The 13,282-nt window shown below is 41.8% G+C and carries 8 protein-coding genes; 7 read left to right on the top strand and 1 reads right to left on the bottom strand.

What is annotated here, in order from left to right; translation table 11 throughout:
• Positions 1-124 precede the first annotated feature (124 nt).
• Both AAW12_RS05675 and AAW12_RS05670 read left to right on the top strand, forming a co-directional pair.
• The gene (locus tag AAW12_RS05675) at positions 125-466 is read left to right on the top strand and encodes a phage holin family protein (protein ID WP_046672635.1); all 342 of its coding nucleotides are present in this window, start codon (positions 125-127) and stop codon (positions 464-466) included.
• Between the two features lie 213 nt (positions 467-679).
• Entirely contained in the window at positions 680-2,596 is a 1,917-nt protein-coding gene (locus AAW12_RS05670) for a heavy metal translocating P-type ATPase (protein WP_046672634.1), read from the top strand.
• A gap of 161 nt (positions 2,597-2,757) precedes the next feature.
• On the opposite strand, the gene pgi is transcribed toward AAW12_RS05670, so the two are convergent.
• Positions 2,758-4,428, bottom strand: coding sequence for a glucose-6-phosphate isomerase (gene pgi, locus AAW12_RS05665; protein WP_046672646.1), 1,671 nt, complete (start codon positions 4,426-4,428; stop codon positions 2,758-2,760).
• 217 nt (positions 4,429-4,645) lie between these two features.
• Here pgi and prfB point away from each other — a divergent pair.
• The 5 genes from prfB (at position 4,646) to AAW12_RS05640 (ending at position 13,272) form a co-directional block, all read left to right on the top strand.
• A protein-coding gene (gene prfB / locus AAW12_RS05660; RefSeq protein WP_112375267.1) for a peptide chain release factor 2 occupies positions 4,646-5,729 on the top strand; the annotation gives its coding sequence in 2 pieces (ribosomal slippage) (positions 4,646-4,705 and positions 4,707-5,729; 1,083 coding nt in all).
• Between the two features lie 455 nt (positions 5,730-6,184).
• Positions 6,185-7,630, top strand: coding sequence for a glycosyltransferase (locus tag AAW12_RS05655; protein WP_197083982.1), 1,446 nt, complete (start codon positions 6,185-6,187; stop codon positions 7,628-7,630).
• A 201-nt stretch (positions 7,631-7,831) separates the two neighbouring features.
• Positions 7,832-8,374 carry an RNA polymerase sigma factor gene (locus tag AAW12_RS05650; protein WP_046672633.1) on the top strand — a complete coding sequence of 181 codons (543 nt, stop codon included), beginning with the start codon at positions 7,832-7,834 and terminating at the stop codon, positions 8,372-8,374.
• Positions 8,375-8,511: 137 nt separating this feature from the next.
• On the top strand, positions 8,512-9,636 hold the full coding sequence (locus tag AAW12_RS05645) for a FecR family protein (RefSeq protein WP_046672632.1): 1,125 nt from the start codon (positions 8,512-8,514) through the stop codon (positions 9,634-9,636).
• A 237-nt stretch (positions 9,637-9,873) separates the two neighbouring features.
• Positions 9,874-13,272 carry a TonB-dependent receptor gene (locus AAW12_RS05640; protein WP_197083981.1) on the top strand — a complete coding sequence of 1,133 codons (3,399 nt, stop codon included), beginning with the start codon at positions 9,874-9,876 and terminating at the stop codon, positions 13,270-13,272.
• The last annotated feature ends 10 nt before the right edge of the window (positions 13,273-13,282 follow it).

Genomic DNA, 13,282 nt, shown 5'->3' with positions numbered 1-13,282 from the left:
ATCCATCCATCCATCCATCTACCCCAAGATTTAAAAGCGATGATCTAAACAAAGTTTGGCATCGGGTTTGTACGACAAGTAATATATTATTACTTTATTTACTCTTTATAAATTAGCACATATTATGAAATTTATTATTAGTCTTTTACTTACTGGTCTGGTAGTCGCAATTGCTTGCTGGGTTGTTCCTGGTGCTGAAGTTGCTGGTTTCGGTTGGGCTATCGTTACGGGACTTGTCATTGGATTTGTCAACGCCACTGTGGGATCGATTTTAAGGTTGTTTACTTTCCCATTGAATTGGCTTACCCTTGGTCTGGTTTCCTTTATTATTACCGTATTAATGGTCTTGTTGACCGATTCACTACTCGGCTCCAAATTTGATGTACATGGATTTTGGACCGCAGCACTGTTTGCCATTGTCGTTGCCATATTGGAAATGATTATTGGCAGTATGTCAAAAGATTAAGAATACATTCATTACATAGCATAAGGGGCTGTCCAAAAAATTGGATAGCCCTTTTCACATTCCTCCACTGATATCATCTGCCAGTTGAAAACATATTTTTTACCGGTCAAATTCCTTTAAAATAGTCGTCTTTATGAATGAGTTTATCCCCATTTCCCTCGCTTTTTACCGCAGAATTCGCTAAATTTAATTCTCATAAAGAACCGCTGATATATGTGCGAACACAACCACGAGCATAGCCATGCCACACCGGAGCACTGTCTTACAACAAAGCAACAGCCTTGGTGGATTACCCAGCGTAAGCTCGTCATGGCTCTCGTCATCTTACTTACTTTACTCCTATTGAAATATGCGTTTAAGATCAGCCTTCCCTTTGGCATCAGTTTGACCTTAAATAGCGTTGCCTACCTTCTCGCGGGAATCCCCGTTATTCAAATGGCATTTCGCAAGGCAAGCCGTGGTGATATTTTTAATGAATTCTTTTTGATGACCGTTGCGACCCTAGGTGCATTTGCTATTGGAGAATTTGAAGAGGGTGTTGCGGTAATGGTATTCTACCAAATCGGAGAATGGTTTCAGGATACCGCCGTCGATAACGCCAAGAAATCAATCAAATCGCTATTGGATATCCGTCCCGATAAAGTAACGGTCCTGCGCAACAGGCAACAGCAGCAGGTAAATCCAAAAACCGTCACAATTGGCGAAATTATCCTTGTAAAAGCAGGCGAAAAAGTGGCGCTGGATGGTAAATTGAAAACGGAGAAAGCCGCATTTAATACCGCAGCATTGACTGGAGAGAGTAAACCCGATACAAAATATAGGGGTGAAGCTGTTTTTGCAGGTATGATTAATCTGGAAACGGTTGTTGAGATCGCGGTAACCCGTACATTTGAGGATAGCAAATTGAGCAAAATTCTCGAAATGGTACAGGATGCTACCGCACGGAAGTCCAAAACACAATTGTTTATCGCCAGATTTGCCAAAATATATGTTCCTATTATTTTCGGCCTCGCGCTTTTGGTTCTTATTTTACCCCTGTTTTTTGTTCAGGACTATAGTTTTAAGGAATGGTTCTACCGGAGTTTGGTCTTCTTGGTGATCAGCTGTCCCTGTGCCCTGGTTGTTTCGATTCCCTTGGGGTATTTTGGTGGTATAGGTTTAGCCTCCCGAAATGGCATACTATTTAAGGGCGGGAATTTCCTCGATGCCATCACCGCAGTCGATACCATTGTCATGGATAAAACGGGTACACTTACAGCGGGTGTATTTGAAGTAACGGAAGTTTTTGCTGTCCATGGAGATCCAACGGAATTACTGAGTTATGCTAAGGCTGTCGAGGCACATTCAACACATCCCATCGCAAAGGCGATCGCCAGTTATCATCCCGGCAGTCCCGCATTGCAAGCTGAGAAAACCCAGGAAATAGCAGGCCACGGACTCCTCGCCACTGTTAACGGAAAACGTACACTCGCAGGCAACAGCAAGTTACTGGACAAATTCAATATCAGCTATCCTGCAGAGCTAAGGCAAGTGGCCTACTCCATTGTATTGCTTGCCATCGAAGATCAATATGCGGGTTATATCACTGTGGCGGATCGGATTAAGCCCGATGCCAAGGAAGTGATCCAAACCATGCGTGCTCAAGGTCTATACACCGTCATGCTATCTGGTGATAAGGCAGCTGTAGTAAATGAAGTTGCCAAAGAACTTGGGCTCGACAAAGCTTACGGGGACCTCCTTCCGGAAGATAAGGTAAATCATGTCCAACAACTAATCGATCAAGGTCGCCACGTTGCCTTTGCCGGTGATGGCGTAAATGACGCACCAGTGGTTGCCTTAGCGCAGGTCGGCATCGCCATGGGGGGACTCGGAGCCGATGCAACCATCGAAACGGCTGATGTAGTGATCCAGAACGATGAACCCCACAAGATCCTGTCTGCGATCAAAATCGGTAAAATTACCCGAAGCATTGTTTGGCAGAACGTCATTCTCGCGATGGGGATCAAAATCATTGTTTTGGTTCTTGGTGCCGGTGGTGTTGCAACGCTCTGGGAAGCCGTTATCGCCGATGTTGGGGTAGCACTTTTGGCTATTTTAAATGCCATTCGAATCCAGCAGAAAAAAGTCTAAAATAGAAGATACCCAAGAAATCTGGTCAACACCTGTAAAAATCGGATATCAGAAGTAGTAGAATATCCCTAAAATTGAATAAAAGCGGGGCTGTCCAAAAGTTGAACAGCCCCGTTTCTTATGTTTCATCCCCGATCTAATTTAGATCACAGTGAGCAATTTTAATCCCGCCAAGCTTTGTACGCATTGATCAATCCATTTGTCGAAGAATCATGACTTGTAACCGGATTGGCGTCGCTTAATTCCGGGAGGATTTGATTGGCCAATTGTTTACCGAGCTCGACACCCCATTGATCAAAACTATAAATATTCCAGATCACACCCTGGACAAAAATCTTATGCTCATACAATGCGATAAGTCGTCCTAAAGTGCGTGGCGTCATTTTTTTGAACAGGATGGAATTCGTTGGGCGATTACCTTCAAAAACTTTAAAGGCTTTCAGTGCTTCAATTTCCTGATCCGACTTTCCGGCTTTCTTAAATTCAGCAACCACTTCGGCCTCCGTTTTTCCATTCATCAAAGCCTCGGTCTGCGCAAAAAAGTTGGACAACAGCAATTGGTGATGGTTTCCGATCGGATTAAGACTATTGGCAGGTGCAATGAAATCACAAGGAATCAACTTGGTTCCCTGGTGAATCAACTGATAGAAGGCGTGCTGTCCGTTCGTACCAGGTTCACCCCAGATAATCGGTCCAGTCTGATAATCCACCTGTTGACCATTGCGATCAATATACTTACCGTTACTTTCCATATCCCCTTGTTGGAAATAAGCGGCAAAACGGTGTAGGTATTGATCGTAAGGAAGAATTGCGTGACTTTCCGCTTGGAAAAAATTATTGTACCATACACCGAGCAAAGCCAATATCACAGGAATATTGGATTCAAAGGAGGTTTCCTTAAAATGAACATCCGCTTCATAGGCACCTTTCAACAGTTCCTCGAAATTATCGAAGCTTATTGCCAAACTGATTGAAAGACCTATTGCAGACCAAAGGGAATAACGTCCGCCCACCCAGTCCCAAAACTCAAACATATTTTGGGTATCTATTCCAAAGGCACGTACTGCTTCTGTATTGGTGCTCAATGCAGCAAAATGCTTAGCGACATCTTCCTGAAGGGCACCACTGGCCAGAAACCAATCTTTAGCGGTATGTGCATTGGCCATTGTCTCCTGTGTTGTAAAAGTTTTTGAGGCAATCAAAAACAAGGTTGTTTCAGGATCCACAGCTTTCAATGTTTCAGCAATGTGCGTACCGTCTACATTGGAAACAAAATGTACATTTAAACGTGTCTTATAAGCTTTTAATGCTTCTGTTACCATTACAGGGCCGAGATCTGAACCTCCGATACCGATATTAACCACATCGGTAATTTCTTTTCCTGTATATCCTTTCCACTGACCAGATAGAATCTCTTCGGTGAAAGTTCTCATGTGTGCCAATACTCGTTTAACATCAGGCATGACGTCCTTTCCATCCACATACACGGGTTGATAGGATTGGTTTCTCAAAGCAGTATGTAACACCGGTCTATTCTCGGTCACGTTGATCCGCTCGCCAGAGAACATCGCCGCTATCGCTTCTTCAAGACCACATTCTTTAGCCAGCTGTACCAAGAGCGCTTTTGTCTCTGCAGTGATCCGATTTTTGGAATAATCCAAAAGTATATCTTCGAAAGCGATCGAGAATTTTTCAAAACGTGCGGGATCTGCGGCGAAAAGTGTGCGTAGATCATTTTTTTCGCTATTGTTAGATAGACCTGATAAAGAACCAAAATGCTGTGCTAGATTCTTATAGGCCTCAGTCTTTGTAAAATTAATTTTTGGGAACATACTGTTTTTACTGAAATTAGTTGTTTTAAACATCAATAAGAGCCTTCCGTATTTCATTGTTACACATCGTGTAGATCCTTAAATGAAGGTTTATTCTGTTGACAATACCAAAACTAAAAAAAAAAGGTCAAATTATCTCTATTTGACCATCTATAGGACGCGAAGTTATTAAGATAGAAGCGCGAATTTATTAATTAAAATTTCTACTTTAGCGGATATGACAAAAGAACAAATTCAAGACTTGAGGGATCGTGTTACTTCCCTGAGGAGGCATCTTTGACATCGATGCACGCAAAGAAGAAATAGAAAGAGATCAAGCTATTACGCTTGAAGCAAGCTTTTGGGATGATTCCAAAGCTGCAGAAAAAATACTCTTGGCCATAAAAAACCAAAAGGTATGGACAGACCACTTCGACGAAGTTGCAGCGGCGGTTGAAGACGCCTATGTCATGTATGAATTCTTCCAATCTGGCGACGCGAGTGAAAAAGAAGTGGACGATCAATATAGAGTAGCTTTAGAGAAAGTCGAGGAGCTCGAGTTCAAAAACATGCTCAGTGCCGAAGAAGATCAACTGGATGCAATCTTACAGATTACAGCTGGTGCCGGAGGAACTGAAAGCTGTGACTGGGCAGCCATGCTGATGCGGATGTATATTATGTGGGGCGAGAAAAATGGATATCGAGTGACCGAACAAGATTCGCAGGAAGGTGATGTTGCAGGTATCAAGAGTGTAACGTTACAGATATCCGGAGATTTTGCTTATGGCTACCTGAAGGGCGAAAACGGTGTACACAGACTCGTTCGTATTTCTCCGTTTGATTCCAATGCAAAACGCCATACCTCGTTTGCTTCTGTTTATGTCTATCCTTTGATTGATGATAATATTGAGATTGATGTTAAGGATTCAGAAATCGAATGGGATACTTTCCGCTCGGGTGGTGCAGGAGGTCAGAACGTCAATAAAGTGGAAACAGCTGTTCGATTACACCACAAACCTACGGGCATTATTATTAAAAATCAGGAATCCAGATCGCAATTACAAAACAAAGAAAATGCGATGCGCTTATTGAAATCACAGTTATATGAGATTGAAATGCGTAAACGCCAGGAAGCTACCGCTGCTATTGAAGGAAACAAAAAGAAAATCGAATGGGGATCCCAAATTCGAAATTATGTCCTCCATCCTTACAAGTTAATTAAAGATTTACGGACCAATTACGAAACCTCCAATACACAAGCTGTCCTGGACGGCGATCTAAATGATTTTCTAAAAAATTATCTGATGGAATTTGGCGGATAAAGATCATTCCGAAACTTGATGATATTGAAGACGTCCCCCTTTGGAGGCGTCTTTTTTTTTGTACTATCCTTTGCTTTTTTTATTTGGCTTAAGCTGAATTTTTCCAACCTGCACATTGCCCCCTTTCCTACACAGTTTGTCGCAAAAACTGTCAATTTCTTTTAACAATCTGCATGCAAATGTTAAAAAACCTTAAAAGTCTATTGAATCGATCGTCGTTATATTTTGGCATAATTCCGTTACAATAAAACCACAAAACACTACAAATCAACAGATTATCCACCTGTTATTTGTATCAAGAACGTTACAATTAGAAGAGGTTGCTTATTTTTGGCACAAAATAAAGGCATGTGTTTTGCGTTTATGGAATCGTAATATTTTCATTACAAATGATATCACAAACGGTATCGAAGTAAATATTGAACGAAAGAATGTATATCTAAAATAGAACGGTTATGAATTACATGAAAGAAAACTCGATCGTATCCAAGCAGATGGCCAAACAATGGAAGCCTGCGGTATACGATGTAAATGCAGGAGAAAAGCGATCTGATCATACAGTGAGCAAAAACGAAGAAAGCAACTTTGGTCCAAAAGAATATGGTATTTTTGGAGCGACATTTTTTATACTATTTGCGTCGGTTTTTGGCGTATACATGCTTCAACCCGATTTCGATGCATTACGTTTCCAACGTTTAGACAGCATCGGTGGAACATTTTTAATTGCGTTGGGAATATTTCTAGCTGTTGTTGCTATCAGCTTTTTGATTTTTTTGATTGTACTGCATCGTAAATATAAACCCATCGCTTCTGTATCGGACGACGAGCTACCGACTTGTACGATTATCGTTCCAGCTTATAACGAAGGACAATTAGTTTATGATACCTTACATAGTTTGGCTAGCAGCGATTATCCGGAGAAGAAATTGCAGATCATTGCAATTGACGACGGTAGTAAAGATAATACCTTTGCCTGGATACAACGTGCTAAAATGGAATTGGGCGATCGTGTTGAAATTTATCAGCAGCCCAAGAATATGGGTAAGAGACATGCCTTGTACCGTGGATTTAAGTTAGGTACGGGAGAGATTTTCATCACGGTTGATAGTGACTCGATTGTTAAAAAGGATACCATACGTAATATGGCGAGTCCATTTGTAACAAACAAGGAATGTGGAGCAGTTGCGGGTAATGTGCGTGTATTGAATACTAAAAAAGCGATTATACCTCGTATGTTAAATGTGAGCTTCGTATTCAGCTTTGAGTTTGTACGTTCTGCACAAAGTATGTTGGGTACGGTAATGTGTACACCGGGAGCATTATCTGGCTATCGTAAAGAGGCTGTCATGAACTGTTTGGAAGATTGGATTAACCAGACTTTTATGGGACAACCGTCTGATATCGGTGAAGATCGGGCGATGACCAATATGATCCTGAAACAGGGGTATCATGTTTTATTTCAATCTAACGCATACGTTTATACCGACACACCTGTACGTTACAAAAATCTGTACAAGATGTTTATCCGTTGGGAACGAAGCAACGTGCGTGAAAACATTGCGATGAGTCAATTTGCATTTAAGAATTTCCGTCAGGGACCTAAATGGGGAGCACGTATCTTATTGCTTATGCAATGGAAAAAAGTGTTATTGTCTTATCCGATGATGTTACTGATGTTATGGACCGTATTTCATTATCCACTGATGTTCTTAAGCTCAACATTGGTCGGTATCTTAATATTTTCCAGCATCCAGGCCTATTTCTTTGCTTCCAAAAACTCGGATGCCAAAGAAGCTTTTTGGGCGTATAGTTACAGTATATTTTATGCTTTCAGCTTATTCTGGATTACACCGTATGCTATAGCGACAGCTGGACGCAGAGGTTGGTTGACAAGGGGTTAAATGATAAGATCATGCGGCGGTTTTCCTGTTACTTTATATGATCAGCAACAGGAAAACCGCCGTTTTTTTTTATTAAAAATCCTATGCAATCGTTTGATTAAAAAAAACATTATCATATGTTTTGTTTTTAATACTAACTTAACACCACAATTATAAATTTGGCCTAAAATAAACTAAGGGAGTACACAAATTGCGGTAATTATGGAACAGTTAGATGACACCGTGCTATTCGTTGGGATTCAAGCCAATGACCGTCATGCTTTTTCGGAATTAGTCAATCGCTATTCTGCTATACTTTTTCGATTTATACAGCGCCGTGTTTCCTGTGTTGAAGATTGTGAAGATATCCTACAGGAGGTATTTGTCGCCCTTTGGAACAATAGGCACAAAATCAGCATTGAATCTTCGCTTTATCCGTATCTTTTTAAAACAGCCAAATACAAAATCATCGACTGGACCATTCATGAACAAAGGAAAGTTGTCCGCGCTGAGAGCCTCTCCCAGACCTTTCAAACACAAGCTTTAACCACGACATCTGAAGAAGAACTATTGGCAAAGGAACTCGCTCTACTTATCGAACAAGAAATTGACAAGATGCCTTCAACAATGCGGTCTGCTTTCTCGCTTAGCAGAAAAGAATCCATGTCTATTAAAGATATCGCGACGGAGCTTGCACTATCGGAACAAACCGTAAAAAACAATATCTCCCTAGCTTTAGGCTGGCTCAAGCTCCGATTTAAATAATACCGCTAAACCAACTTCTCTTATGTGATCTCATTTTCCATTAGCCTCATAATTTAAATCAACTGGAATACAGTATTTTATATTTTTTTTGATTTTTCTTCGGTACTTCTCTTCACATAAGGAGATTATAGGTTTGTATGAAGGAACAAGAATCATCAGATCAAGCCAAAGCCTTGCTTAAAAAATACTTGGAAGGCCAATGTACAGCTGCGGAAGAACAACAGGTACTCCGTTGGTTCTACACATTGGATCAATCCGATAAAGACCAATCTCAGGAAGAGCGGCCAGCGGGCGAAATTCCGCCCCACCTAGCGTCGCGCATCAATACAAGATTGGATGCTCAGCTATTTGATGAACCTGTACCTATCAAACGACTGACTTGGATACGATCTACATGGATGGTTGCTGCCACACTTATCGCCATTTCGGGATTTAGCTTCTGGTTCTATCAGAAATTATCTTCAAAAGCCGAGATACCGCTTACATTAGCGGCTGAGGTTCATTCCCACAACAAGACTTTTCACAATGATATCCTTCCAGGGGGGCATTATGCAAAACTAATAACACCGACAGGAAAAGAGCAGCAGCTGGCAGATCCATTTGTTCAGCAGCATAATTCGACGACGGAAATAGCGGGTAAAAATTTCCGGGTTGATGTGCCAAAGGCCGGTACCTATATGGTCATTTTAGAAGATGGTACAAAAGTATGGCTCAATTCGCTCACACAGCTTTCTTACCCAACACATTTCGAAGCAGATCAACGTCAAGTTACATTAACGGGAGAAGCTTATTTTAAAGTCGCGAAGGATGCCAGCCGACCTTTCCGCATCCATGCCAATGGCACAACGATCGAGGTTCTGGGAACCACATTCAATGTCAACGCTTATCAAAATGAAGTGTCCACATCACTCGTAGAGGGAAGTGTAAAAGTCCTTAAAGAGGGTAAGCAGACCATTATTAAACCCGGTGAGCAAGCGACAACATTGGCAAATGATATTCAGGTCAAAGTAAGTGATCTAGCAAAAAATACCGCATGGCAGCGCGAAGAATTTTATTTCGACGGCAACAATTTCAACGATATCACGCAGCAAATTGCACGTTGGTATAATGTTGAGTTTATAAATATCGAAGCCATCAATACCCCTTCTACGTATAGAGGCTCCATTAGCAGAAACAGTAAGCTTTCGGAAGTTTTAGAAATCCTGGCTTTAGCGACAGGGCGAAAATTCGACATTAACGGAAGGAAAGTAATAGTACAATGAAATTGATTATCTACCTTAAAAATTTATCTATGGCATAAACCTCGACTTATCGCCTGGCAATAACAAAAGAAGGGGATGTTGACGCATCCCCAGTTAAATCCAAGGCTTATTTTACTGATTACCAACAGAAATTTAAAACCTCAAAAATCATTCTAATTTATGAATTTTTTTTCTCCAATGAAAAGGCAGGAGAAAACACGGGAATTCCGGGTGCCTCCAGCCTTTAAAACTTTATGTATGATAAAGTTAAGCACTCTTTCTTTGCTTTCCCTTGCTTTGGGAGCACATGCTTCGGGAACTGCACAAACAGTCAATCTCTCCTTAAAAAAAGTAAAGGTTGAAAAAGTCTTACAAGAAATTTCTAAGCAAACCGACTTGCGATTTTTTTATGATGAAAAACTGCTGAATAATCTGCAGCCTATCAGTGTGGATGCAAATCACGCTTCCATTTCGCAAGTGCTCTCCAAAGCACTGAAAGGACAGAATCTAAGCTTTCAGATTCTCAACAACACCATCGTAATTTCCGAAAAACAACGTACAGATATCGAAATTACAGGTACAGTTCGCGATGCACAATCAGCACTTGCCGGTGTAACGGTATCTGTGGAAGGAAATTCAGCATTATCTACAAAAACAGATGCCAACGGACACTTTTCGCTCCGTATACCCGAGAAAGCGGTGCTGACATTTCAGTATATGGGCTACACAACCGAGCGTATACCGGTGGGGAACCAACGCACATTGAATGTCACTTTACAAACGAGCACATCACAATTGGATGAGGTGGTGGTCGTTGGTTATGGTACACAACGAAAAATCAATTTAACGGGCGCTGTTGACCAGATTTCTGCCAAAGAAATTGAAAATCGACCAGTTACCAATTTAGGTGCTGCCTTGCAGGGATTGATCCCCAACTTAAACATCACCAATGCTAGCGGTAATCCTTCGCAAAGTGCAAAATTCAATATTCGGGGTATCACATCAATCAATGGCGGAGAGCCGCTTATATTAGTAGACAACATTCCTGTTACCGGTGATGAGCTCGCAAGACTCAATCCAAATGATTTTGAAAATGTATCGGTATTAAAAGATGCGGCCTCAGCTGCTATCTATGGTGCCCGTGGCGCATTCGGTGTAGTTCTAGTAACAACCAAATCTGCCAAGTCCGAAAAACTTCAAGTGAACGTGGGGATGAGTACCCAATGGCGCACCACAGGTAAATTGCCTGAAATTGTCACAGATCCACTTACCGTGATGCAATATAAACACGATGCAGCTTACCCGCTGTATGATTTGTATCCGGATGCCGTACGTGAATATGCGAAAAAGCTTCAGCAGGACCCGAGTTTACCGAACACGATCCTAGACCCTACAAACCCAGAGAAATGGGCGTACTATGGTCAAACTGACTGGATGAAGGAAGCCTATAAAAAATTGGCTCCAACCAATACGCTTAATTTGAGCTTGGGTAAAAGAACGGACAAATTAAGCTACTTATTTTCTGGTGAATACTATAAGCTCGACGGGGCCCTAAAATATGGGAATGACAAACTTAACCGTTATAATGTCCGCAATAAAATGGATATGCAAGTCACTCCTTGGTTGAACTTCGGAAATAATACGATATTAACAAGCCGACAATATGAAGCGCCTGTTTTTATGAGCGGAGATTTCTTCTGGAATGTGAACCGCACCCCGTCTTTGGATGTTCCTAAAAATCCGGACGGTAGCTGGACCCAATCAGGGGCTAGTTTATTAGGACTATTACAAGAAGGAGGACGAAGAAAAGAAAACATCAACGAGTTCCAAACGACATTCAATGCCAAAGCAGATCTGATCAAAAACATATGGACAGCCAATGCAGATGTTACTTTCCGTCGTTCCTTTGGTGTAATCGATGGTTATAATCGTCCTGTACAGTACAAGACGGGGCCGAATGCTACGCCTCAATATGCTGGTGGAACTGTACCTTCCGCATACAAACAGCAGGAAAACACCCGATATGATGTAATCAACGTGTATACACAATATACACAACAGTTTAATGACCACCATGTCAGCGCCCTAGTCGGTTATAACCAAGAATATCGGAATACCGAAAAGAATTACGCGCTTAAAAATGGTCTTTATTCGGCTGATATACCATCCATCGGTTTAGGTAGTGGAGCGACAACCGTTACCCATAGTATCGACGATTATGCACTGCAAGGTATATTTTATCGTCTGAACTATGATTATAAAGGGCGTTACCTCATTGAATCAAATGGACGTCTGGACGGTTCTTCGCGCTTTCCAAAAGGAGACCGCTGGGGATTTTTCCCGTCGGTATCCGCGGGATGGGTACTTTCTGAAGAGCAGTTCTTTAGCCCGCTCAAATCTGCGATCAACTTCTTAAAACTTCGGGGTTCTTATGGACAATTGGGCAACCAGACTGTCTATGATAATAATATGAATCCGCTAAGTTATCCTTATTTGCCATCTATGGCAGTCGATAATGGTATTCCTCGCGTTATTGAAGGCAATCGTCCGATCTCCCTTAATCCACCATTAGTCGTGGCCAAGTCCTTAACCTGGGAACGTATTTCAACAATCAACGGCGGTATTGACCTGACTGTACTCAACAACCGTCTGAATACGACATTTGATATTTACAAACGTACCAACGAGGGAATGCTGATCCCAGGAAGAACGCTTCCCGGGGCTTTTGGAGCTGACGCGCCGAACTTCAATGCGGCCGACATGAAGACGAATGGTTGGGATTTACGCATTAGCTGGAAAGATAAGTTCGACCTAGCTGGATCGCCATTCCATTACAACGCTACATTTACACTGGCAAACAGCAAAGCTACAATTACCAAATTTGATAATCCAACGGGTGATATCAGGCAACATTATGCCGGACAGCGCATCGGTGAGATATGGGGTCTTCAAGCAGATGGTTTCTTCCAAAATGAGGATGAGCTAGCTAAACTGAACCAAACCGACGTAGGAACGGACGATCAACAATATAAATTCTATGTTGGTGACATCAAGTTCAAGGATATTGCAGGAGGGCCTGATGGAGGACCTGACGGAAAGATCACCAAAGGAAAACAAACGCTTGCTGACCATGGTGACCTCAAGATTCTAGGTAACTCGGAAGTTCAATATCCATATAGCTTCGACCTATCAGGTTCGTGGAAAGGTTTTGACCTACGTGTATTTCTTCAAGGTGTCGGAAAAAGAGACTGGTATCCACCGGGCAGCCAAATCTATTTCTGGGGAGTTTATGCACAACCTTGGACTAATGTCACCAAGCAAAACTTAGACCACTGGACTCCAGATAACAGAGATGGATATTTTCCACGGATAAAATCGTACAGTGCAGAAGATACCGGGGAAGAACTCGGTATGCCGAATACACGCTACTTGCAGAATGCAGCTTATTTAAGGGTAAAAAACATCACTTTCGGTTATAGCCTTTCGCAGAATTTTACAAAAAGAATTGGATTACAGGCCGTGCGCTTCTATGTAAGTGGCGAGAATCTATTTGAACGCTCAGGGCTTAAAGTAAGCATAGACCCAGAAGCTCTAGGAAGCACACGAGTATATCCTTTCCAACGCACTTATGCATTTGGATTAAATGTTAAGTTTTAATACGCATATT

Source organism: Sphingobacterium sp. Ag1 (assembly GCF_000988325.1).
Lineage (GTDB): Bacteria > Bacteroidota > Bacteroidia > Sphingobacteriales > Sphingobacteriaceae > Sphingobacterium.
This window is presented reverse-complemented; position numbering and strand designations above follow the sequence as displayed.